At 60.4% G+C, this 22,725-nt stretch carries 24 protein-coding genes and 1 other RNA gene; 8 read left to right on the forward strand and 17 right to left on the reverse strand.

The features are described 5' to 3' along the window. Positions 1-14: 14 nt before the first annotated feature. The 9 genes from gcvH to AAEZ09_RS11185 form a co-directional block, all read right to left on the reverse strand. Positions 15-398 carry a glycine cleavage system protein GcvH gene (gene gcvH, locus AAEZ09_RS11145; protein WP_045059641.1) on the reverse strand — a complete coding sequence of 128 codons (384 nt, stop codon included), beginning with the start codon at positions 396-398 and terminating at the stop codon, positions 15-17. A gap of 49 nt (positions 399-447) precedes the next feature. Beyond that, positions 448-1,530, reverse strand: coding sequence for a glycine cleavage system aminomethyltransferase GcvT (gene gcvT, locus AAEZ09_RS11150; protein WP_350599511.1), 1,083 nt, complete (start codon positions 1,528-1,530; stop codon positions 448-450). Between the two features lie 156 nt (positions 1,531-1,686). After that, positions 1,687-3,303 carry an ABC transporter permease gene (locus tag AAEZ09_RS11155; RefSeq protein ID WP_350599512.1) on the reverse strand — a complete coding sequence of 539 codons (1,617 nt, stop codon included), beginning with the start codon at positions 3,301-3,303 and terminating at the stop codon, positions 1,687-1,689. Between the two features lie 141 nt (positions 3,304-3,444). Beyond that, positions 3,445-4,449, reverse strand: a complete 1,005-nt coding sequence (locus AAEZ09_RS11160; RefSeq protein WP_045059644.1) for an extracellular solute-binding protein — start codon at positions 4,447-4,449, stop codon at positions 3,445-3,447. Positions 4,450-4,726: 277 nt separating this feature from the next. After that, positions 4,727-5,944 (reverse strand): 2-octaprenyl-3-methyl-6-methoxy-1,4-benzoquinol hydroxylase, encoded by a 1,218-nt coding sequence (locus AAEZ09_RS11165; RefSeq protein ID WP_350599629.1) that lies wholly within the window; start codon positions 5,942-5,944, stop codon positions 4,727-4,729. 8 nt (positions 5,945-5,952) lie between these two features. Continuing rightward, positions 5,953-6,438, reverse strand: a complete 486-nt coding sequence (locus AAEZ09_RS11170; protein WP_350599513.1) for a DUF4442 domain-containing protein — start codon at positions 6,436-6,438, stop codon at positions 5,953-5,955. Beyond that, entirely contained in the window at positions 6,431-7,618 is a 1,188-nt protein-coding gene (gene ubiH, locus AAEZ09_RS11175; RefSeq protein WP_045059647.1) for a 2-octaprenyl-6-methoxyphenyl hydroxylase, read from the reverse strand. Before ubiH ends, AAEZ09_RS11170 begins: the two co-directional genes overlap by 8 nt. Continuing rightward, complete coding sequence (gene pepP, locus AAEZ09_RS11180; RefSeq protein WP_045059648.1) at positions 7,615-8,949, reverse strand: Xaa-Pro aminopeptidase; 1,335 nt, start codon at positions 8,947-8,949, stop codon at positions 7,615-7,617. Before pepP ends, ubiH begins: the two co-directional genes overlap by 4 nt. A gap of 27 nt (positions 8,950-8,976) precedes the next feature. Continuing rightward, complete coding sequence (locus tag AAEZ09_RS11185; RefSeq protein WP_350599514.1) at positions 8,977-9,537, reverse strand: YecA/YgfB family protein; 561 nt, start codon at positions 9,535-9,537, stop codon at positions 8,977-8,979. A 222-nt stretch (positions 9,538-9,759) separates the two neighbouring features. On the opposite strand from AAEZ09_RS11185, the gene AAEZ09_RS11190 reads away from it, so the two are divergent. The 4 genes from AAEZ09_RS11190 to AAEZ09_RS11205 all read left to right on the forward strand — a co-directional run bounded on the left by AAEZ09_RS11190 (position 9,760) and on the right by AAEZ09_RS11205 (position 11,191). Continuing rightward, positions 9,760-9,969, forward strand: coding sequence for a TIGR02449 family protein (locus tag AAEZ09_RS11190; RefSeq protein WP_003213954.1), 210 nt, complete (start codon positions 9,760-9,762; stop codon positions 9,967-9,969). Beyond that, the gene (locus AAEZ09_RS11195; RefSeq protein ID WP_007942435.1) at positions 9,966-10,283 is read left to right on the forward strand and encodes a cell division protein ZapA; all 318 of its coding nucleotides are present in this window, start codon (positions 9,966-9,968) and stop codon (positions 10,281-10,283) included. The genes AAEZ09_RS11190 and AAEZ09_RS11195 overlap by 4 nt, the downstream gene beginning before the upstream one ends. A 30-nt stretch (positions 10,284-10,313) precedes the next feature. Beyond that, positions 10,314-10,492: non-coding RNA, 6S RNA (gene ssrS / locus AAEZ09_RS11200), on the forward strand. A gap of 84 nt (positions 10,493-10,576) precedes the next feature. Next, complete coding sequence (locus AAEZ09_RS11205) at positions 10,577-11,191, forward strand: 5-formyltetrahydrofolate cyclo-ligase (protein WP_350599515.1); 615 nt, start codon at positions 10,577-10,579, stop codon at positions 11,189-11,191. Between the two features lie 107 nt (positions 11,192-11,298). Here the strand turns inward: AAEZ09_RS11205 and AAEZ09_RS11210 are convergent, their stop codons facing one another. Next, positions 11,299-11,451 carry a hypothetical protein gene (locus AAEZ09_RS11210; RefSeq protein WP_122841054.1) on the reverse strand — a complete coding sequence of 51 codons (153 nt, stop codon included), beginning with the start codon at positions 11,449-11,451 and terminating at the stop codon, positions 11,299-11,301. A 194-nt stretch (positions 11,452-11,645) separates the two neighbouring features. Between AAEZ09_RS11210 and AAEZ09_RS11215 the strand changes: the two genes are divergently transcribed. Further along, complete coding sequence (locus tag AAEZ09_RS11215; RefSeq protein ID WP_205893149.1) at positions 11,646-12,095, forward strand: EVE domain-containing protein; 450 nt, start codon at positions 11,646-11,648, stop codon at positions 12,093-12,095. A gap of 107 nt (positions 12,096-12,202) precedes the next feature. On the opposite strand, the gene AAEZ09_RS11220 is transcribed toward AAEZ09_RS11215, so the two are convergent. Beyond that, positions 12,203-12,610 carry a flagellar basal body-associated protein FliL gene (locus AAEZ09_RS11220; RefSeq protein ID WP_045059652.1) on the reverse strand — a complete coding sequence of 136 codons (408 nt, stop codon included), beginning with the start codon at positions 12,608-12,610 and terminating at the stop codon, positions 12,203-12,205. Positions 12,611-12,760: 150 nt separating this feature from the next. On the opposite strand from AAEZ09_RS11220, the gene AAEZ09_RS11225 reads away from it, so the two are divergent. Next, positions 12,761-13,738 (forward strand): NADPH:quinone oxidoreductase family protein, encoded by a 978-nt coding sequence (locus tag AAEZ09_RS11225; protein WP_350599516.1) that lies wholly within the window; start codon positions 12,761-12,763, stop codon positions 13,736-13,738. A 373-nt stretch (positions 13,739-14,111) separates the two neighbouring features. Further along, positions 14,112-15,461: a glycerol-3-phosphate transporter gene (gene glpT / locus AAEZ09_RS11230; protein ID WP_350599517.1), complete on the forward strand. Its 1,350-nt coding sequence runs from the start codon at positions 14,112-14,114 to the stop codon at positions 15,459-15,461. On the opposite strand, the gene AAEZ09_RS11235 is transcribed toward glpT, so the two are convergent. The 6 genes from AAEZ09_RS11235 to AAEZ09_RS11260 all read right to left on the reverse strand — a co-directional run bounded on the left by AAEZ09_RS11235 (position 15,437) and on the right by AAEZ09_RS11260 (position 21,674). After that, entirely contained in the window at positions 15,437-16,105 is a 669-nt protein-coding gene (locus AAEZ09_RS11235) for a gamma-glutamylcyclotransferase (protein WP_045059655.1), read from the reverse strand. The genes glpT and AAEZ09_RS11235 overlap by 25 nt on opposite strands. 327 nt (positions 16,106-16,432) lie before the next feature. Next, the gene (locus tag AAEZ09_RS11240) at positions 16,433-17,401 is read right to left on the reverse strand and encodes a CDP-6-deoxy-delta-3,4-glucoseen reductase (RefSeq protein ID WP_350599518.1); all 969 of its coding nucleotides are present in this window, start codon (positions 17,399-17,401) and stop codon (positions 16,433-16,435) included. Then, entirely contained in the window at positions 17,401-18,867 is a 1,467-nt protein-coding gene (ubiD, locus tag AAEZ09_RS11245; protein ID WP_045059657.1) for a 4-hydroxy-3-polyprenylbenzoate decarboxylase, read from the reverse strand. The genes AAEZ09_RS11240 and ubiD overlap by 1 nt, the downstream gene beginning before the upstream one ends. A gap of 139 nt (positions 18,868-19,006) precedes the next feature. Further along, positions 19,007-20,266 carry a transcription termination factor Rho gene (rho, locus tag AAEZ09_RS11250; RefSeq protein WP_007942421.1) on the reverse strand — a complete coding sequence of 420 codons (1,260 nt, stop codon included), beginning with the start codon at positions 20,264-20,266 and terminating at the stop codon, positions 19,007-19,009. A 250-nt stretch (positions 20,267-20,516) separates the two neighbouring features. Beyond that, positions 20,517-20,846, reverse strand: a complete 330-nt coding sequence (gene trxA / locus AAEZ09_RS11255; protein ID WP_003206727.1) for a thioredoxin TrxA — start codon at positions 20,844-20,846, stop codon at positions 20,517-20,519. Between the two features lie 123 nt (positions 20,847-20,969). Beyond that, positions 20,970-21,674 (reverse strand): FadR/GntR family transcriptional regulator, encoded by a 705-nt coding sequence (locus AAEZ09_RS11260; protein ID WP_045059658.1) that lies wholly within the window; start codon positions 21,672-21,674, stop codon positions 20,970-20,972. Between the two features lie 256 nt (positions 21,675-21,930). Here AAEZ09_RS11260 and AAEZ09_RS11265 point away from each other — a divergent pair, with 256 nt between their 5' ends. Continuing rightward, the gene (locus tag AAEZ09_RS11265) at positions 21,931-22,716 is read left to right on the forward strand and encodes a transporter substrate-binding domain-containing protein (protein ID WP_350599519.1); all 786 of its coding nucleotides are present in this window, start codon (positions 21,931-21,933) and stop codon (positions 22,714-22,716) included. Positions 22,717-22,725 lie beyond the last annotated feature (9 nt).

Genomic DNA, 22,725 nt, shown 5'->3' on the forward strand with positions numbered 1-22,725 from the left:
GTGGTGCTGAACGCTTACTCGCCGATAGCGGCTTTGTAGGCGCCGGCATCGAGCAGCTTGTCCAGGTCAGCCACGTTGCTTGGCTTGAGCTTGAAGATCCAAGCGCCGTACGGGTCGGTGTTGAGCAACTCGGGCGAACCGCCCAGCTCTTCGTTGACTGCAATCACTTCACCGGCAATCGGGGAATAGATGTCCGAAGCGGCCTTCACCGACTCGACTACGCCCGCCTGATCTTCAGCGGCGAAGACTTTACCGACTTCAGTCAGCTCGACGAACACTACGTCACCCAGGGCTTCCTGAGCGTGGTCGCTGATGCCCACGGTAACGGTGCCATCGGCTTCAAGACGGGCCCATTCGTGACTTTCGGCAAAACGCAGGTCGGCAGGGATATTGCTCATTTCTGTGTCCTCGGGAATAAATATCAGCGGTCAGTGCCCGCCAAAAAAGTTAGATCAAGGTTTTGCCATGGCGTACGAAGGTCGGTTTGACCACTCGAACCGGGTACCACTTGCCACGGATTTCCACTTCGGCGCGGTCGGCAGTGGCCATCGGCACGCGCGCCAGTGCAATCGACTTGCTAAGCGTAGGAGAGAAACTACCACTGGTGATCTCTCCTTCGCCAACATCGGCTATGCGAACGACCTGATGAGCGCGAAGTACCCCACGCTCTTCCAGCACCAGGCCGACCAGTTTGTGTTGAATGCCACCGGCCCGCTCGGCTTCCAGGGCCGCGCGGCCGACGAACTGGCGACTGGCCGGTTCCCAGGCAATGCTCCAGGCCATGTTCGAAACCAGGGGCGAAACCTCCTGATCGATGTCCTGGCCGTAAAGGTTCATGCCGGCTTCAACCCGCAACGTGTCGCGTGCACCCAAGCCGATCGGCGAAATGCCCGCGCCAACCAGGTCATTGAAGAAGCCCGGCGCCTGACTGGCGGGCAGGACAATTTCCAGCCCGTCTTCACCGGTATAGCCGGTGCGGGCGATGAACCAGTCACCATCGCTGCGACCTTCAAACGGTTTGAGCAGCTGGATCAGGTTGCCACGGGACTGGGAGACGAGTTCGCATATCTTGTGTCGAGCCTGGGGGCCCTGGATGGCCAGCATGGCCAGTTCCGAGCGCTCAACCAGTTGCACATCGAACCCGTCGAGATGCGCCTGCATCCAGGCCAGGTCCTGGTCGCGAGTGGAAGCGTTGACCACCAACCGATAACCGTCCTCGAGTCGATAGACCAACATGTCATCGACGATGCCACCCCGCTCGTTGAGCATGGTGCTGTACAAGGCACGGCCGGGGCTGTGCAGTCGCTCGACATCATTGGCCAGCAAATACTGGAGCCAGGCCTTGGCCTCGGGGCCGCCGATATCGATCACGGTCATGTGGGATACATCGAAAACCCCGCAATCGCGGCGCACCTGGTGGTGTTCCTCGACCTGCGAGCCGTAATGCAGGGGCATATCCCAACCGCCAAAATCGACCATCTTCGCGCCGAGGGCGAGATGAAGGTCATACAGAGGCGTACGCTGTCCCATGGGTTTCTCCTTCCGGGCGTGGCGAAGGTGCGGGCAAGTTCTGCATGGGCTGAAAGCCTTGAATTAGAGGGCTTTGAGCCGATTTCAGCGACCAGAGCTGTAGGACATGCCGCACCGAATGCCGCGCATTGTAGCTGCAAGGTGTAGGACTGGCACCTAGGCGTTTCGATGCGCCGAGCGTCTGATCAATCCGATGACCGGTAACAGCCCCACCATAACCAGCGTCAGCGCCGGCAAGGAAGCCCTCGCCCACTCGCCCTCGCTGGTCATTTCAAAGATCCGCACCGCCAGCGTGTCCCAGCCAAACGGGCGCATCAGCAGGGTCGCGGGCATTTCCTTGAGCACGTCGACGAATACCAGCAAGGCAGCGCTCAAGGTCCCCGGGAGCAATAACGGCAGATACACCTTGAAAAACAGTCGCGGGCCACTGACGCCGAGGCTACGTGCCGCTTCGGGCAAAGATGGCCGTATACGCGCCAGGCTGCTTTCCAGGGGGCCGTAGGCCACGGCTATGAATCGCACCAGATAGGCCAGCAACAATGCACACAGGCTGCCCAGCAGCAACGGCTTGCCCGCCCCGCCCAGCCAACCGGACAGCGGAATCACCAGTTCGCGATCCAGATAACTGAATGCCAGCATGATCGACACCGCCAGAACCGACCCGGGCAAGGCGTATCCCAGATTGGCCAGGCTTACGCCGGAACGAATTGCCCGGGTCGGCGCCAGGCGGCGGGCGAATGCCAGCACCAGCGCGACGCTGACGATAATCAACGCAGCCATGGCGCCCAGATACAGGGTATGAACGATCAGCCCGGCGTAGCGCTCATCGAGGTCCAGGCGCCCCCGCTGCCAAAACCACACGACCAGTTGCAGCATGGGGATGACGAAGGCGCAGGCGAACACCAGCCCGCACCAACTCATGGCGGCGACCGCCTTGAAGCCGCGCAGGTGATAAAGCGCCTTGACCCGCGGCCGCTCGTTGCTCGCCCGGTTGGCGCCACGGGCCCGTCGCTCGCCGTACAGCACCACCATCACTACCAGCAGCAACAGGCTGGCCAACTGAGCCGCCGTGGACAGGCTGAAGAATCCATACCAGGTCTTGTAGATAGCTGTCGTGAACGTATCGAAGTTGAACACCGACACGGCCCCGAAATCCGCCAGGGTCTCCATCAGGGCCAACGCCACGCCGGCGCCGATCGCCGGGCGAGCCATGGGCAGTGCCACCCGCCAGAACGCCTGCCACGGGGACTGACCAAGGACGCGCGCGGCTTCCATCAAGCCTTTGCCCTGGGCCAGAAACGCAGTGCGCGCCAACAGGTAAACGTAGGGATAAAACACCAGCACCAGAACCAGGATAACGCCACCGGTCGAGCGCACTCGCGGCAGCCGCAGCCCGGTGCCGAACCATTCACGCAGCAAGGTTTGCACGGGACCGGCGAAATCCAGCAACCCGACGAAGACAAAGGCCAGCACGTACGCAGGGATCGCGAACGGCAGCATCAGCGCCCAATCCAGCCAACGACGCCCGGGAAACTCACAGAGGCTGGTGAGCCAGGCCAGGCTGACGCCCAGCAACGTAACGCCGACCCCGACGCCGACCACCAGGGTCAGCGTATTGCCCAGCAGCCGCGGCATCTGGGTGTCCCAGAGGTGGGACCAGATCTGAAAATCGATGCTCCTCCATGACAACAGCAAGACACTGAGGGGCAGCAGGACCAGCGCAGCGATGGCGAAGACCAGGGGATACCAGCGGCGTTGGGCGGGGTGGGCCAAGGAAGCGCTCTCGCGGGAAAATCGTGCAGTGTAGGGAAAACGCAAAAAGATCGCAGCCTCCCGCAGCGCCTACATTGGGATTATGTACACCCTGTAGGAGCTGCCGGAGGCTGCGATCTTTTGATCTTTAAAGAACCAGACTCAGTTCCAGCCAGCCCGATCCATCATCCGGATCGCTTCCGCCTGACGCTTGCCGGCAATTTCCACCGGCAAGGTGTCGGCGACAAACTTGCCCCAGCTCGCCACTTCAGCGGACGGCGGCACAGCCGGGTTGGCCGGGAATTCCTGGTTCACGTCGGCGAAGATTTTTTGCGCTTCAGGGGTCGTCATCCATTCCACCAGCGCCTTGGCCGCCTCCGGGTGTGGCGCATGCTTGGTCAGACCGATACCCGACAGGTTGACGTGCACCCCGCGATCCCCCTGGTTAGGCCAGAACAGCTTAACCGCCAGGTCCGGCTTCTGCTTGTGCAGGCGGCCGTAGTAGTAGGTGTTGACGATGCCCACATCGCATTGGCCGGCGTTGATCGCTTCCAGCACGGCGATGTCATCGGAGAAAACGTCGGTGGACAGGTTGTTCACCCAACCCTTGAGGATCTGCTCGGTTTTGTCGGCGCCATGGACTTCGATCATGGTCGCGGTCAGGGACTGGTTGTAGACCTTTTTTGCCGTGCGAAGGCACAGGCGCCCTTCCCAGTTCTTGTCGGCCAGGCCTTCATAGGTGGTCAACTCGCCGGGTTTCACTCGCGTCGTCGAATAGGCAATGGTCCGCGCTCGCAGGCTCAGGCCGGTCCAGGCGTGAGCGGAGGAGCGGTACTGCAAGGGGATGTTGGCGTCGATCACTTTGGAGGTGAACGGTTGCAGGATGCCCATCTGCTCCGCTTGCCAGAGGTTGCCGGCATCGACGGTGAGCAGCAGGTCGGCCGTGGCATTCTCGCCTTCGGCCTTGATCCGCTGCATCAGCGGCGCTTCCTTGTCGGTGATGAATTTGACCTGCACCCCGGTTTTTGCGGTGTAGGCATCAAAAACCGGTTTGATCAGCTCGTCGATACGCGACGAGTAAACCACTACCTCATCGGCAGCCTGGGCGATGGTGCTGCCGATCAGGGTCAGGGCGAGTGCGGTCAGTAGACGCTTCGGTGCCAACATGGGAGCAGTCTCTCGATTGAAGTGTGAGGCGAAATGATAAGGACTCACATTCGCCTTCTCAATCGATGAGTGGGTAGAGGAGTTACCAGATGTTGCATGGCTTGGGATTTTGTTGAATGAGCCGACCCCTCGCGAGCAACCCCGCTCTCTTGTAGGAGCTGCCGAAGGCTGCGATCTTTTGATTTTTGCTTTTCAGCGAACCAAACACATTCAAGATCAAAAGATCGCAGCCTTCGGCAGCTCCTACAAGATCTTGCCCTTCGCCCCAACCAAAGGTTCAGGCCTTGGCCAGCGCCGGCAGATCCCCGGTCAACCCCAGCGCCTCGCGCACGAACAGCGCCTTCGCCTCGGGCATCTGGTCCACCAGCTTCAACCCGGCATTGCGCAACCAGCGCACCGGCAATGGATCGGCCTGGAACAAACGTTCAAAGCCTTCCATCGCCGCCATCAGCGCCAGGTTGTGGGGCATGCGCCGACGCTCGTAGCGGCTCAAAACCTTAGGCTCCGCCAGGCGCTCGCCGCGCTCGAGCGCTTGCAGCAGGACCTCCGCCAGTACCGCTGCATCGAGGAACCCCAGGTTCACGCCCTGGCCAGCCAGCGGGTGAATGGTGTGTGCTGCATCGCCAATCAATGCCAGGCCTTCAGCGACATAGCGTTTGGCATGGCGCTGGCGTAACGGCACGCATACGCGTGGATCGGCACCCAGCACGGTGCCGAGTCGACCTTCGAAGGCCCGCTCCAGTTCGCGACAGAAACCTTGTTCGTCCAGCGCCATCAGCCGCTCGGCTTCGCCGGGGGTGGTCGACCACACAATCGAGCACCAATCCTGCTGACCGTCGCGTTCCAACGGCAGGAAGGCCAGGGGGCCATGGTCGGTGAAGCGTTGCCAGGCGGTCATCTGATGTGAGTTGGAGCTGCGCACGCTGGTGACGATCGCGTGGTGCAGGTAATCCCACTCGCGTGTGGCCATGCCGGTCAGGCGCCGTACCGCCGAATTGGCGCCATCGGCAGCGATCACCAGGGGTGCGCGCAACGTGCGACCGTCGGCCAGGGTCAGCAGCCAGTCATCCCCGGAACGACGCATCTGCTCCAGGCGTGCATTGGCCAGCAGGCCAAGGTCACAGTCGTGCAGGCGATCGAGCAAGGCATCCTGAACCACGCGGTTTTCGACAATGTGCCCAAGCACTTCGGCGTGAACACTGGCCGCCGAGAAGTGAATCTGCCCGGTGCCACTGCCGTCCCATACGTGCATGTCGGTGTAGGGGCTGGTGCGCCGGCTTGCGATGCCATCCCAAACACCCAGACGCTCCAGAATCCGCTGGCTGGCGGCCGACAGGGCACTCACTCGCGGCTCGAACGGCGCCTGGTTGTCGAAGGGTTTGACGCTCATGGGGCTGCCGTCCAGCAGCAGCACTTCCAGCCCGCTGCCCTGTAACGCCAGCGCCAGGGCACTGCCGACCATTCCGGCCCCGACAATCAGCAGATCTGCGCGCATTTCCATGCTTATGCCTGTCTCGCTTGCGGCTTGAGCCGCACATAAAGGGTTTTGCCGACCTGCGCCACCAAATGGCCGGCGCCGTCATGAATATCGACCTGCAACTGCGGCAGGTATTTTTTGCCATCGGCCGTTTGCCGGCGGATCTCATCGAGCAAGGTATCGTCAATGGTGAAGCGGGCGAATACCGGGCCCTTGCCGGGCGCAATGAAATCGATATCGGCGGCCTTGTCCCAGACGATGTACCGGTGACCGAGGTTCTCCATCAGCATCAACATGAAAAACGGATCGACCATCGAATACAGGCTGCCGCCGAACTGGGTCCCGACATAATTGCGGTTGTACCAGCCCAGCCCCATGCGCACCCGCACGTCACGAAAGTCATCGCTGATGTGCTGCACACGGACGCCGGCACCGAGGTACGGCGGGTACAGGGTCATCGCCCAACGCATCAGCCGTGCCTTGCCAAATTTTTTGCTCAACCAGTCAAGCATCGGGACGGGTACCCAGTCCCATGGCCTGCCGGGCGAACCAGCGCTTGGCCGGCGGCAGCAGGTCCAGGCCCAGCAGGCCGAGATTGCGACCCAGGGAAACCAGTGGCTGGGTGCTGCCGAACAAGCGAGTGACCTGGTCCGAGAAGCCGACCGTCAAGTTTTGATCCAGGCGCTGACGCTCGCGGTAAGCCTGCAGGGTGGCGAAATCGCCGGGGGCTTTTGCGCTCGCCAGCAGCGCATCGGCCAGGGCCTGGGCATCACGCAGCGACAGGTTGAAACCCTGGCCGGCAATCGGGTGCAGGCTATGTGCCGCATTGCCGAGAATTGCCAGGTGCGGACGCACCTGTTCCTCGGCCTCAATCAGCGTCAAAGGGTACAGATGTCGCGCACCGACCTGCTTGAGGGTGCCAAGGCGATAACCGAAAACACCCTGCAGCTCACTGAGGAATGCACGCTCGTCCAGCGCCGCCAGGCGCTGCGCGTCCATACCCTGGCGCGTCCAGACCAGGGCGCAGCGGTTGTCCGGCAATGGCAGCAATGCCATCGGGCCGTCGTCGGTGAAACGCTCGAACGCCACGCCGTTATGAGATTCACTCGGGGTGATGTTGGCAATCAGCGCGCTCTGGTTGTACGGACGCTTGCGGATGCCCACGCCCAATTGCTCGCGAAGCCCGGAGCGACCACCATCAGCGAGCACGGCGAGGTCGCATTCCAAAGTGGTTTCATCGTTGAGGGTCAGGCGATAACCATCGGTCAGCGGCTCCATGGCGGTGACTTCAGCCGGGCAGCGCCAGGTGATGACGTCCTTGTCCAGCGCTTGCCAAAGGCACTGGCCAAGCCAGGCGTTCTCCACCACATAACCCAGCGCCGGCACGCCCTCCTCCATCGCCGACAGGCGCGCGGTAGAGAAGCGACCGCGGTCAGAGACGTGGATCTGCTTGATCGGCTCGGCGCGGCGGGTAATCTCCTGCCACACGCCCAGCCGTTGATAAATCTGTCGGGCGCCGTAGGACAGCGCCGAGGAACGCGCATCATAGCTTGGCTGGTAGGTGTCGCCGGGCGCGAAGGGCTCGATCAGCACGATCTTCCAGCCACGGGCCTTGGCTCCTGCCTGCAACGCCAAGGCCAGACTGGCGCCGACCAGGCCACCCCCGATGATTGCCAGGTTTGCCCGACTCATGCCGCTTGTGCCCGTGCGGCAGCCATCAAGGCCTCGATCTCGGCGACCGTCTTCGGTACGCCTCTGGTCAGGATTTCACAACCGGTCTTGGTCACCACCACGTCGTCCTCGATGCGCACGCCAATGCCGCGCCATTTTTTCGCAACTTTCTGATTGTCCGCGGCAATGTAGATGCCCGGTTCCACCGTCAGGGCCATGCCGACTTCCAGCACCCGCCACTCGCCACCAACCTTGTACTCGCCGACATCATGCACATCCATGCCCAGCCAATGCCCGGCGCGGTGCATGTAGAAAGCCTTGTAGGCTTCGCTGGCAATCAGCTCATCGACATCGCCCTGCAGCAGACCCAACTCCACCAGGCCCGAGGTGATCACCCGGACCGTAGCTTCGTGCGCCTGATTCCAGTGTTTGTTTGGCGCTATTTCGGCGAACGCGGCTTCCTGGGAAGCCAGCACCAGTTCATATATCGCCTTCTGTTCAGCCGAATACTTGCCATTCACCGGCCAGGTACGGGTGATGTCGCTGGCGTAGCAGTCGATCTCGCAACCGGCGTCGATCAGCACCAGATCGCCATCCTTGAGCAGCGCGTCGTTCTGCTGGTAGTGCAGGATGCAGGTGTTGCGCCCGGCGGCGACGATCGAGCCGTAAGCCGGCATCTTCGCCCCGCCTTTGCGGAATTCGTAGTCCAGCTCGGCTTCCAGGCTGAATTCGTATAGCCCGGGGCGACTGGCCTGCATCGCACGGATATGCGCCTGGGCGGAAATCCGTGCGGCCTCGCGCATCACCTTCACTTCTGCCGCCGATTTATACAGGCGCATGTCGTGCAGCAGATGATCCAGGGCAACGTATTCGTTCGGCGGCTGGGCGCCCAGATGGGCCTTGGAGCGGATCACATTGATCCAGTCCATCAGGTGCCGATCGAATTCCGGATTGCTGCCCATGGCCGAATACACCCGGTCGCGCCCTTCGATCAGGCCCGGGAGAATGTCGTCGATGTCGGTAATGGGAAACGCATCGTCGGCGCCAAAGTCGCGGATCGCGCCTTCCTGACCCGCACGCAGGCCGTCCCACAACTCGCGTTCGGCATTGCGCTCACGGCAGAACAGAATGTACTCGCCATGTGACCGCCCAGGCATCAGCACCAGCACGGCCTGGGGCTCGGGGAAACCGCTCAGGTACTGGAAGTCGCTGTCCTGACGGTAGACGTGCTCCACGTCACGATTGCGAATGGCCACCGCTGCAGCGGGCAGGATGGCAATGCTGTTGGGCTCCATCTGCGCCATCAGGGCCTTGCGGCGACGGCTGTATTCCGATTTCGGGATATGAATCATGGGCAGATGGCTTTCCCTGGCAAACGATTAATGCAGTGACGGCTTGGCGGCAGCCGGCGCATCCGGCTTCCTGGTTTCGGAGAACAGCAGCAGCGGTGCTACTCGCAGGTACTCCATCACTTCCATGTAATCGCTTTCGCCGTCGTCGGATTCTTCCAGGGCGTCCTGCACCTGGGAAATGGCTGCCAGATCCTGTAACACTTCTGTGGCTTCGGTGCTCAGCATGCTGCTGTCACGGCAGTTCAAGCCAAAGCCGCTGAGGAAACCCTGGCACCATTGGCCCAGCGCGGCGGCGCGGTCAGCCAGTGGTTCGTCATCGGTTGGCAGCAGCAGAACGACGGTAACGTCGTCGCCGGTGAGCTCGCCCTTGACCATCTCCTGCAAGCCGATCAAGGCGTTGCGGACGTTGTCCTGAGGATCGCTTTCCAGCAGCTCGGCGGCATCGATCAGCCACTCGTCGGCATTGAAGCCGGCACCGGCGCAGCTACGGCCGAGCAACAGCCCGTGCAGCTCAGCGGGAGAGACGTTATGCCCGCTGGAAGTCAGCAGGGTGGCGAAGGCTTGGTACGGGGAATTCTGAATGGGCATGGGCAGCTAGGCGCCAGACGGCGCAATGTCTAGAATGAAGGCCTTGTATCCTACATCGACTCCTCTGTAGGAGCGAGCTTGTTCCGGGCGGCGATCCGACGATGGTCGCAAACGATAACGCGGTGTGCGTGACACCCCCGCAGCGTTCTCGGGTTCACCGTCGGATCGCCGCCCCGACCAAGCTCGCTCCTGCAGTCCGACACCCATCAGACAGTGAAGACAATGGAAGACACCGACCTGCAAGCGCTGATGGCCAGACTCGAGTTGTTAATTAACCGGGTCGAGCAACTAAAGAGCCAAAACGGACTCCTATTAGCTCAGGAAAAGACCTGGCGCGAGGAACGCGCGCACCTCATTGAAAAAAATGAAATCGCTCGGCGTAAGGTCGAATCGATGATTTCGCGCCTCAAGGCCCTGGAGCAAGACTCATGAGTTCAAGCAATAGCGTTACCGTGCAGATCCTCGATAAAGAGTATTCGATCATCTGCCCCCAGGAAGAGCGCAGCAACCTGGTGAGCGCCGCCCGTTACCTGGACGGCAAGATGCGCGAGATCCGCAGCAGCGGCAAAGTCATCGGTGCCGATCGCATTGCCGTGATGGCCGCGCTGAACATCACGCACGACCTCCTGCACAAGGAAGAACGCCCGGATGTACAGGCCAGCGGCTCGACCCGGGAGCAGGTTCGCGACCTGCTCGATCGTGTCGATCTGGTGCTCGCTACCGATCCGGACGTCACCAAGGGCTGATTCGTGCGACTGCTTGGGGTATACTCGCATCACTCCCTGGGGTGCTTGCCAGTTGACCACGTCCCTGAGCCGATTCGCACTACCCTGGAGGTTGCACGTTGGGCTGGTGTGCATGTCCGCTAGACGGAAAGCCTTAAAGCCTACTGCATCTTCCACCTTGAACTTTCGGGTTCAAGGGCTAAGTCAGCAGCGGTTCATCCGGGGAGCCTGATTCCAGTCCGATGCCGGTTTCGTTACCGGCATCGGCTTTTTTACGGGTACGATTTAGTCACCCGACCCGCGAGCCCGAATCCATGACCGAACCTGCGCTGCTGCCCCGCCCGCAACTTCGACGCATGCTGCGCAAGGCTCGCCGCGCACTGGCTCCCAGTCAACAGCGCCAGGCCGCTCGCGGGCTGTATAGGCAACTGGCCCAGCATCCGCTGTTTCGCCGCGCAAAACATATCTCGCTCTACTTGCCCACCGACGGTGAAATTGATCCGCGCCTGCTGCTGCGTGCGGCTCAGCAAAGGGGCAAGGTGACGTACCTGCCAGTGCTCAGCGCCTGGCCACGAACGCGCATGGTGTTCCAGCGAATTCGCCCCGGGGAAAAACTCAAGCCCAACCGCTTCCGCATCCTCGAGCCCCGAGCCAACCTCGCTTCGCAGCGCAAAGTCTGGACGCTTGACCTGGTCCTGCTGCCATTAGTCGGTTTTGACGACGTCGGCGGACGCCTGGGCATGGGTGGCGGTTTTTATGACAGGAGCCTGGCGTATCTGGCACGCCGCAAAAGCTGGCGCAAGCCGACGCTGCTGGGGCTGGCTCATGAATGTCAGAAAGTCGAGCGACTGGCTCAAGCGAGCTGGGATGTGCCGCTGCAGGGAACGGTAACGGACAGGGGCTGGTATTTCGCAGGTATCGCACCGTAGGAGCAAAGCTTGCTCACGATAGCGATCTTTCAGGCAGATGAATGTTGAATGTGACGCCGCCGTCGCGAGCAAGCTTGCTCCTGCAGGTGCGGCGTCCGGAAATCAGATCAGCGCTTGAAGGCCGACGGCTGTTGTTGCTGGGTCAATTCCATAGGAGCGTCAGTCTTGTTGCTCCACAGACTTTGGGCATAACCGGTGGTCACGACGCCGAGGCCGAACAAAATAACCAAAATCCATAGTAAATCCGGTTTGCGTTTCATCGATTGCCCCCCAAAGGCATATCAACACGATGACAGCAGCGGTTTCCGTTGTAGGCCGTGCAGCAGCGTCAAGCTAAGAAGGCCGGCATTTTGCGACAACGGGACCCTACACGCAAACGCTGGCGTCAACCGACTGTCGGTTTGTCATAAAATTGCCCGACAACTTGCCCACTCACTTCGCAAGGAGCAAAACCATGGCCTATTGGCTGATGAAATCCGAGCCCGACGAACTGTCCATAAAGGACCTGGCAAAGTTGGGCACAGCGCGCTGGGACGGGGTTCGCAACTATCAGGCGCGCAATTTCCTGCGGGCCATGGCGGTGGGCGACGAGTTTTTCTTCTACCACTCCAGCTGCCCGGAACCGGGGATCGCCGGGATCGGCAGGATCATTGAAGCCGCATACCCGGACCCTACCGCCCTGGAGCCTGAAAGCCATTACTACGACCCGAAGGCCACGGCCGAGAAAAACGCCTGGAGCGCGATTGATGTCGCCCATGTGGAGACGTTTGCCAAGGTGTTGAAGCTGGACTATCTGAAGCAGCAGGCGGCGCTGGCCGAGATGCCGCTGGTGCAGAAAGGCTCGCGGCTGTCGGTGATGCCGGTTACGGCAGAGCAGTGGGCGGCGGTGATTGCTTTGCGCTAATGCACAAAACATCGCAGCCTGCGGCAGCGCCTACAGGCGTTCGCGCTCACAGACAGGAATTGTCGCTGGCTGCCATCTTTTGATGCTTCAATCAGACAAAGAAAGGCTTACTGGATAATAAGGTTGTTGAACAACAGATCCTCAACCACCGGCTTGCCCGTCTCGTCATTCATGATTTGCTGGGTCTGCTTCAAGGCTTCCTGACGCAGTTTCTCCTTGGCCTCCACATTGTTCATCGCCTCGGTCGTCTGCTGCGCGAACAACGCCACCAGCTGATTGCGAATCAACGGCTCGTTGGCCTTCACCAGTTTGGTCGCCTCATCCCCAGTGACGCGCAAGGCGACATCCGCCTTGTAGACCTTGAGCTTGGGCGTGCCGTCCAGGCCGTAGTTGCCCACAAATGGCGGGGTCAGGGTGATGTAGTTGACCTTCGGCGCTACTTCTTCCTTGGCTTCTTCGGCCATCGCTGCCACCGGCAGACACAGGGCCAGCATCAATACGGTCCACGCTTTCACAATTCGCTCCTTATCCGGTTTGCGGCCTAGCATAACGACCCGCTGCGTCAGCACAAGCTTATGGCTGACTATCAGGGCGAGGCATGCTCGTTGACCCGTTGACTCACACACCTACACTTATCGGCCATCACTCCCAAAGGAATAGCCCTGATGAAAGCCGTGCTGTGCAAAGCCTTCGGCCCTGCCGAATCGCTGGTGCTGGAAGACGTCGCCAGCCCTGTCGCAAAAAAGAATGAAATCCTGCTGGACGTGCACGCCGCCGGGGTCAATTTCCCGGACACGCTGATCATCGAGGGCAAATACCAGTTCAAGCCGCCCTTCCCGTTTTCCCCTGGTGGCGAGGCGGCTGGCGTAGTGAGTGCGGTCGGTGAAAAAGTCAGCCATGTGAAGGTCGGTGACCGCGTCATGGCCTTGACCGGCTGGGGCAGTTTCGCCGAGCAGGTGGCAGTGCCAGGCTATAACGTGTTGCCGATTCCGCCGTCGATGGACTTCAACACCGCCGCTGCGTTCAGCATGACCTACGGCACTTCAATGCACGCCCTCAAGCAAAGGGGCAGCCTGCAGCCGGGTGAAACCCTGCTGGTGCTGGGCGCCTCCGGAGGGGTCGGCCTGGCCGCCGTGGAAATCGGCAAAGCCATGGGCGCACGGGTGATCGCCGCCGCCAGCAGCGCGGAAAAGCTTGCCGTGGCCAAGGCGGCCGGCGCAGATGAGCTGATCAACTACAGCGAAACCAGCCTCAAGGATGAGGTCAAACGCCTGACCGATGGCCAGGGCGCCGACGTGATCTACGACCCGGTCGGCGGCGACCTGTTCGACCAGGCCATCCGCGCCATCGCCTGGAACGGCCGCCTGCTGGTAGTGGGTTTTGCCAGTGGGCGCATTCCGGAACTGCCGGTGAACCTTGCGTTGCTCAAGGGCGCAGCGGTAGTCGGGGTGTTCTGGGGCTCGTTTGCCCAACGCCAGCCGCAAGACAATGCGGCGAACTTCCAGCAGCTGTTTGGCTGGTTCGCTGAAGGCAAATTGAAGCCTCTGGTGTCGCAGGTGTATCCGCTCAGCAATGCGGCACAGGCAATCAATGACCTTGGACAGCGCAAGGCGGTCGGCAAGGTGGTGGTGCAAGTTCGATAAAGCTCTGGAGCGGTCTGGCCTGGACCCACCCCGTCCAGGTCAACTCCTCAGCCGGACTTCCTCCATGAATCGATTCGCGAACTGCTTCCTGCATAGGTTACGGGCCGAAAACCCGAAAGAGAACGTGATGACTTCCGGTACGCACGCAGGACATGTCCCATAAAACCTGGCTAAAACGTGCGCCCGAGTGCCTGAGCGCGGCCAAAGTAATCTTTCCTGCAACGTCCTTCACTTATGTCTGAGCGACATGTTCGTAAAAGAACATGCGATCTCGAACATTTCCGCTGTTTGGTCGATGGCTACCGGTGCTATTTTCGGTAACGAAACTGTAACATTCGCATCCGCAGTCAAAACAAGAATCTGGAGCTCTTGAATGTTTGCTTTCTTTCGTCCTGCCGCGTATCAGGCTCCTTTGCCTGAAGACAAAATAGACAGTGCCTACCGACGCCATCGCTGGCAGATCTTTGCAGGTATCTTTATCGGCTACGCCGGATACTACCTGCTGCGCAAAAACTTCTCATTGGCCATGCCCTACCTGATCGAAGAGGGTTACACCCGCGGCGAGCTGGGCCTGGCGCTGTCTGCCATCGCCATTGCCTATGGCCTGTCGAAATTCCTGATGGGCATCGTCTCCGACCGCTCGAACCCGCGCTTCTTCCTGCCGTTCGGGCTCCTGGTGTCGGCCGGGGTCATGTTCATTTTTGGTTTCGCGCCATGGGCGACGTCCAGTGTGACCATTATGTTCATCCTGCTGTTCATCAACGGCTGGGCCCAGGGCATGGGGTGGCCGCCGAGTGGCCGGACCATGGTCCACTGGTGGTCGCAAAAGGAACGCGGCGGCGTGGTGTCGCTGTGGAACGTGGCGCACAACGTCGGCGGCGGTTTGATCGGCCCGCTGTTCCTGCTGGGCATGGGCCTGTTCAACGACTGGCATGCGGCCTTCTATGTGCCTGCAGCCGTAGCCTTGGCCGTGGCGGTATTTGCCTTTGCCACCATGCGCGATACGCCACAATCGGTCGGCCTGCCGCCCATCGAGAAGTACAAGAACGATTATCCGGAAGGCTACGACGCCAGCCATGAAGAAGAATTCAGCGCCAAGGAAATCTTCGTCAAGTACGTGCTGCGCAACAAAATGCTCTGGTACATCGCCCTGGCCAACGTCTTCGTCTACCTGCTGCGCTACGGCGTGCTGGACTGGGCACCGACCTACCTCAAGGAAGCCAAGGGTTTCACCGTTGATAAAACCTCGTGGGCGTACTTCTTCTACGAGTGGGCCGGTATCCCGGGCACGCTGTTGTGCGGCTGGATGTCGGACAAGATCTTCCGCGGCAACCGCGGCCTGACCGGCATGGTGTTCATGGCACTGGTGACCGTGGCCACTCTGGTGTATTGGCTGAACCCGGCTGGCAACCCGACCGTCGACATGATCGCGCTGGTTTCGATCGGCTTCCTGATCTACGGTCCGGTCATGCTGATCGGCCTGCAGGCACTGGAACTGGCGCCGAAGAAGGCAGCCGGTACGGCAGCAGGCTTTACCGGCCTGTTTGGCTACCTGGGTGGATCGGTGGCGGCCAGTGCGGCGATGGGCTACACCGTGGATCACTTCGGCTGGGACGGCGGCTTCGTGCTATTGATCGGCGCGTGCCTGCTGGCCATGGCCTTCCTGGCCCCCACGCTGTGGCACAAGCAAGTGGCCAGTCAGAGCCGCGAAGCGGTCGCCTGATCCACTGAGGACTTGCAGCGCTTGAGCCGCGCCTCCAGATTTCGGTCTGGCATGGCGTGGCTACGCAGGGCGTGGGCGGTCTGCTCGACGTAATCGCGAGTAGTGCCGTAGCGCCCGCAAGCATTTTCGAATACCTGACTCAGCACGTGGTCCGGCAAGTTGCCGGCGTAGCTGGGCAAGTGTCGCTCCAACACGAACCCCAATGCCTGGACCTGACTTCCGTCTTCGAGACGGCAGTTGAGCCAGTGTGGGCGATAGGAAGGGAATGGCATTTCGCGCTGCCAGAGGGCATACAGCGAGGCATCCAGCTGTTCTTCCGGCAGGCGATAGGCGAAGCCGCTGCAGGAGCCTCCGCGATCCAGGCCAAACACCAGCCCGGGCACTTCAGGCGTGCCGCGATGTTCGTGCGACCACAGGTACAAACCGCGATGATAGCCATGCACCCGACCGCGTACCCGCTCTACAGCCGGGCACTCGGGCCGCCAGATCAAGGAACCGTAAGCGAACAGCCATACCGGCCCACCTTTGTGGCGCGCCATGGTGGACTGCATCGAGCTGAGCAATTGTTCGTGAGTGAGCTGCGGCCCCAGATCGAGCCGCGGAGGGTAAGCCAGATTCAAAAAAGCAGATTCAATGGCGCTCATGGCGATTAGCGTTCAGCTCCCCGCGAGTGAAGAATTACTTAATAGAACGCACCGCTGTAACAATAAGGCACATATGTTTTAAGGCAATTTAAGTGCCATGGCAGAGTTCTTAAATGATTGCCTTGATGAGATATAACCTACCGGTATTTACAGTTTTCTATAAATACCGATCAGCTATATAGGGAGATATAAGCAAGCTAACCGTAGGAGCTGCCGCAGGCTGCGATCTTTTGATTTTCAAAACAGAGTCAAAAGATCGCAGCCTGCGGCAGCTCCTACAAGGGCAAGGTCAAATCGCAGGTCAAGATCGCGGATCAAGATCGCGGATCAAGATCGCGGCGCATACGCAAATACATCCGCACGCATCTGATGCGCATCCATCCCGGCTTCTACCAGCGCGTCCAGCGTGCCGTACACCATCGCTGGCGAGCCACTCGCGTAGACATGCAACGGCTTCAGGTCGGTAAAGTCCTCGCAGACTGCCTCATGCAGCATGCCGCAACGCCCTTCCCAGCCACATTGATCGCTCACGACTTTATGCAGAAACAGGTTGGGCAGCTTCAGCCATTCATCCCAGTGCTCGATTTCATAGAAATCTTCAGGCCGACGCACGCCCCAATACAGGTGGACCGGATGCTTGAAACCTGCGGCTCGACAGTGCTCGATCAGGCTATGAATCTGGCCCATGCCGGTTCCCGCAGCGATCAGCACCAGCGGGCCGTCGGGCAACTCCGCCAGGTGGGTGTCGCCAAATGGCATCTCGATGCGCACCATCGCCTTGCGTTGCAGCTGATCTATCAGGCTCAGCGCACTGCTTTCGCGCGCCAGCACGTGTATTTGCAGATCCCGGCCCGAATGAGGCGCCGAGGCCAGGGAAAAGGCCGACTTCTCGCCATTCTCCCGCTCGATCATCAGATACTGCCCGGCGTGATAGCGCGGCGGCTTGCCGGCAGGCGCTCGCAAGCTGACGCGCCAGGTGTCGCCACCCACGTCCCGGCACTCAATGACCTGACACGCCAAGCTACGCACAGGTAATTCTCCCAGCGAGAGCACGCCATCCCACAGCACGACGCAGTCTTCCAGCGGCTGCGCAATGCAAGTGTAGAACTCACCGTGATCGCGCACATCGCCGCTCTGCTCCACGCGACCTTCCACCAGCAGCGCGGCGCACACATGACAGTTGCCGTTGCGACAGCTTTGCGGGCAGTCGTAGCCCAGGCGCCGCGCCCCATCGAGAATCCGCTCGCCGGGCAGAATCTGTAGCACCGCTCCGGAAGGCTGCAAAGTTACACGCATCAATCTATTCCTAACTGATTCCAGATGGCATCGACCCGTTTGGTCACGGCTTCGTCCTTGACGATGACCCGGCCCCACTCGCGAGTGGTTTCACCCGGCCATTTATGCGTGGCATCGAGCCCCATCTTCGAACCCAGGCCGGATACCGGCGAAGCGAAGTCGAGGTAGTCGATCGGCGTGTTGTCGATCATCACCGTATCGCGCTTGGGGTCCATGCGCGTGGTGATGGCCCAGATCACGTCGTTCCAGTCTCGCGCGTTGATATCGTCGTCAGTGACGATAACGAACTTGGTGTACATGAACTGTCGCAAAAACGACCAGACACCCAACATTACCCGCTTGGCATGGCCGGGATATGACTTCTTCATGGTTACGATAGCCATGCGGTACGAGCAGCCTTCGGGCGGCAGGTAGAAGTCGGTGATCTCCGGGAACTGCTTTTGCAGAATCGGCACGAACACTTCGTTCAGGGCCACGCCGAGAATCGCCGGTTCATCCGGCGGACGGCCGGTGTAGGTGCTGTGGTAGATCGGCTTGATGCGGTGAGTGATGCGCTCCACCGTGAACACCGGGAAGCTGTCGACTTCGTTGTAGTAGCCGGTGTGGTCGCCGTACGGACCTTCATCCGCCATCTCGCCCGGATGGATCACACCTTCAAGGATGATCTCGGCGGTGGCCGGCACTTGCAGGTCATTGCCACGGCACTTCACCAGCTCGGTGCGGTTGCCGCGCAGCAAACCGGCGAAGGCGTATTCAGACAGGCTGTCCGGCACTGGCGTCACGGCGCCGAGAATGGTCGCCGGATCAGCGCCAAGCGCTACGGAAACCGGGAACGGCTGCCCAGGATGCTTCTCACACCACTCGCGGTAATCCAGCGCACCACCCCGGTGACTGAGCCAGCGCATGATCACCTTGTTGCGGCCGATCACTTGCTGACGGTAAATGCCGAGGTTCTGGCGGTCCTTGTTCGGACCTTTGGTGACGGTCAGGCCCCAGGTAATCAGCGGGCCGACGTCGCCTGGCCAGCAGGTCTGCACTGGCAGCATCGCGAGGTCGACGTCGTCGCCTTCAATGACCACTTCCTGACACACCGCATCCTTGACGACTTTTGGCGCCATGGCGATGATCTTGCGGAAAATCGGCAGCTTGGACCAGGCGTCTTTCAGCCCCTTGGGCGGCTCGGGCTCCTTGAGGAAGGCCAGCAGCTTGCCGATCTCGCGCAACTCGCTGACGGCTTCCGCCCCCATGCCCAGCGCCACGCGCTCTGGCGTACCAAACAGGTTGCCGAGCACCGGGATGTCATAACCCGTCGGGTTTTCGAAAAGCAGCGCGGGGCCCTTGGCGCGCAAGGTGCGATCGCACACCTCGGTCATTTCCAGCACAGGGGACACCGGAACCTGGATGCGCTTGAGCTCGCCGCGCTTTTCCAGACCGCTGATAAAGTCGCGCAAGTCGCGATACTGCATGCGTGAGCCTCGTTTTGGCCGTGGCGTTCGGGGGAGGCAGTTTAGCGCCGAACCCCGCTGTTCAGAACCACCAACTGCCATTGATCAAAAATCAGATAGCAAAAAGCCGGGTTTCCCCGGCTTTTGCTGATCTATCGACTTACTTGCGTTTCATCGACAGGAAGAACTCATCGTTGGTCTTGGTCGTTTTCAGCTTGTCGACCAGGAACTCGATGGCAGCGATCTCGTCCATCGGGTGCAGCAGCTTGCGCAGGATCCACATGCGCTGCAACTCGTCATCGGCCGTCAGCAACTCTTCGCGGCGAGTGCCGGAACGGTTGATGTTGATAGCCGGGAACACGCGCTTTTCAGCGATACGACGATCCAGCGGCAGTTCCATGTTGCCCGTGCCTTTGAATTCCTCGTAGATCACTTCGTCCATCTTCGAGCCGGTTTCAACCAGCGCGGTGGCGATGATGGTCAGCGAACCGCCTTCCTCGATGTTCCGCGCGGCACCGAAGAAACGTTTCGGTTTCTCCAGGGCGTGGGCATCGACACCACCGGTGAGTACCTTGCCGGAGCTCGGGATCACGGTGTTGTAGGCACGAGCCAGACGCGTGATGGAGTCGAGCAGGATCACCACGTCTTTCTTGTGTTCGACCAGGCGCTTGGCCTTCTCGATCACCATTTCGGCAACCTGCACGTGGCGGGTTGGCGGCTCATCGAACGTCGAGGCAACCACTTCGCCACGCACGGTGCGCTGCATTTCGGTTACTTCTTCCGGACGCTCGTCGATCAGCAGCACGATCAGATGAACTTCAGGATTGTTACGCGCGATGTTGGCTGCGATGTTCTGCAGCATGATGGTTTTACCGGCTTTCGGCGGTGCCACGATCAAACCACGCTGGCCTTTGCCGATCGGGGCGCACAGGTCGATGACCCGACCGGTGAGGTCTTCGGTGGAACCGTTGCCGGCTTCCATCTTCATGCGCACCGTCGGGAACAGCGGGGTCAGGTTCTCGAAGAGAATCTTGTTTTTCGCATTCTCGGGACGATCGTAGTTGATCGTGTCGACCTTGAGCAGCGCGAAATAACGCTCGCCTTCCTTGGGAGGGCGGATCTTGCCAACGATGGTGTCACCGGTGCGCAAGTTGAAGCGACGAATCTGGCTTGGCGAGACGTAGATATCGTCTGGGCCAGCGAGATAGGAAGCGTCAGCGGAGCGAAGGAAGCCGAAGCCGTCCTGGAGAATCTCCAGCACGCCATCACCGGAGATTTCCTCGCCGCTTTTCGCGTGCTTTTTGAGCAGGGAGAAAATCACGTCCTGCTTGCGCGAACGGGCCATATTTTCTATGCCCATCTGTTCGGCCAATTCGAGCAGTTCGGTAATCGGCTTTTGCTTGAGTTCAGTCAGATTCATATAGGAATGACGTAATCATTTATGGAGGGGGGGAAATTAAGCTTTTGGCTTAATGAGGCCGCGCCGCAGAGAAGGCGACAGGATCGCGTACTTATTCGAAAAGGAGTGCGTCGGCGACGGCTAGCAGGGGGCAAAGGAGAAACCAGTGCGGGGCCGAATGTACCACCTGAGTTTCGGAGCGTCTAGCCCTCGATAACGAAAAAGCCCCGCAAATAGCGGGGCCTTTTTTTCAGACACTTTATTACGACGCTTAGATGTTGGCGTCCAGGAAAGCGGCCAATTGCGACTTCGACAGTGCGCCGACCTTGGTCGCTTCAACGTTGCCGTTCTTGAACAGCATCAGCGTCGGGATACCGCGCACGCCATGCTTGGCCGGGGTTTCCTGGTTTTCGTCGATGTTCAGCTTGGCAACGGTCAGCTTGCCTTTGTAGGTTTCTGCAATCTCGTCCAGGACAGGAGCGATCATTTTGCAAGGGCCGCACCATTCAGCCCAGTAGTCGACCAGCACAGCGCCTTCGGCCTTCAGTACATCGGCCTCGAAGCTAGCGTCGCTAACGTGTTTGATAAGATCGCTGCTCATGGAAGTCTCCAGGTTGTAAGCAAAAAAACGTGGCCCATCATAGCCGCCCTTCCCCCGTTCAGGAAGCTGCAGATGATTGACTCTTGCTATGGTGCCGCATGAGTTTGGGTATAGCTCAATTCATCAGGCGGCGGGGGCGATGAAGGCAATTCCGGTGCGCAGCGCGGCATTGCGCACGTGTTCCTGCATCGCCTTCTGTGCGGCCCCGGACGCCCGGCGTGCCAGTGCGCGGAGAATCTTGCGGTGCTCCTGCCAGGTTTCCATGGCGCGCTCGGCCCGGATGAACGGTAGCTTCTGGCTCTCCAGGAAGATGTCGGCACTGGCGGTCAGGATACTCAGCATCGCCTGATTGCCGCTGGCCAGCAGGATGCGCCGGTGAAACTCGAAATCCAGGCGCGCCGCCGCTTCAAAGTCGCCCACCTTCAACTCGTTGCGCATCGCGGCCACGTTGTCTTCCAGCGCATCGAGCTGGACAGTACTTAACGTCACCGCTGCCAGGCCCGCAGCGAACCCCTCCAGGGCATAGCGCAACTGGAAGATGTCCAGGGGCGACGCCTGTGCCGCGAAGGGCCAGCTCAACGCCGCGTCGGAACGCGCCAGGTCCACGGGCGCCTGCACAAACACCCCTTTGCCCGGCTGGATGCTGATCAGCCCCAGGGCACTTAACGACGACAGCGCTTCGCGTAACGACGCCCGGCTCACGCCCAATTGCACCGCCAGGTCCCGTTGCGAGGGCAAGGCATCCCCCGGCCCGAACCCCTGTTCGGTGATCAGTTTACGGATCGCTTGCAGCGCCACTTCAGGAACGGCTCGGGAGATCGAATTCATGGTTTTTCAGACGAACCGGATGAATGAGCGGACAGTTTTAAAGCTATTCGCAGCGTCCGGCAAGTCGTGCCCCATGGGGGTTCGCAGAGTTATGACGATGCGCTATCAGGGTGCGAATCAGGGCTCAACTGTTCAGACCAGTAAGACCGAGCAAACCCAGTAAACCCGGGGGCTGTGCCACCCGAAACCGATACTTGGCATGGCCCGTGCTCTGTCGATCCGCAGAAATCACTTCTCGCCGATTCGGAGATTTGCCATGACCCAGCGTTACAGCGCCCTCCTCGCAGCCCTGTTTGCCAGCCTGATGCTGAGCCAGGCGCCCGCCCACGCCGACGGCCTGGAGGACGTGGTCAAGCGCGGCGTCCTCAAAGTCGCCGTGCCACAGGACTTCCCGCCCTTCGGCTCGGTGGGTCCGGACATGAAGCCTCGCGGCCTGGACATCGACACTGCCAAGCTGCTGGCGGACCAGCTCAAGGTCAAACTCGAACTGACCCCGGTCAACAGCACTAACCGCATTCCGTTCCTGACCACCGGCAAGGTCGACCTGGTGATTTCCAGCCTTGGCAAGAACGCCGAACGCGAGAAAGTCATCGACTTTTCCAGCGCCTACGCGCCCTTCTACCTCGCAGTGTTCGGCCCGCCAGAGGCCACGATCAAGACGCTGGACGACCTCAAGGGCAAGACCATCAGCGTCACCCGTGGCGCCATCGAAGACATCGAGCTGACCAAGGTGGCCCCGCAAGGCGTAACCATCAAGCGCTTTGAAGACAACAATTCGACCATCGCCGCCTACCTCGCCGGCCAGGTCGATCTGATCGCCAGCGGCAACGTGGTGATGGTGGCGATCAGCGAGAAGAACCCCAAGCGCGTGCCGGCTTTGAAAGTGAAGCTCAAGGATTCGCCGGTCTACGTCGGGGTGAACAAGAACGAGCCGGCGCTGCTGGGCAAGGTCAACCAGATCCTCGCCAACGCAAAAACCGACGGCGCGCTGGAGAAAAACTCCCAGACCTGGCTGAAAGAGCCACTGCCGGCCGATCTCTGATCGTCGCCC

This window comes from Pseudomonas sp. 65/3-MNA-CIBAN-0223 (genome assembly GCF_040310425.1).
In the GTDB taxonomy this organism is placed as follows: domain Bacteria; phylum Pseudomonadota; class Gammaproteobacteria; order Pseudomonadales; family Pseudomonadaceae; genus Aquipseudomonas; species Aquipseudomonas gregormendelii.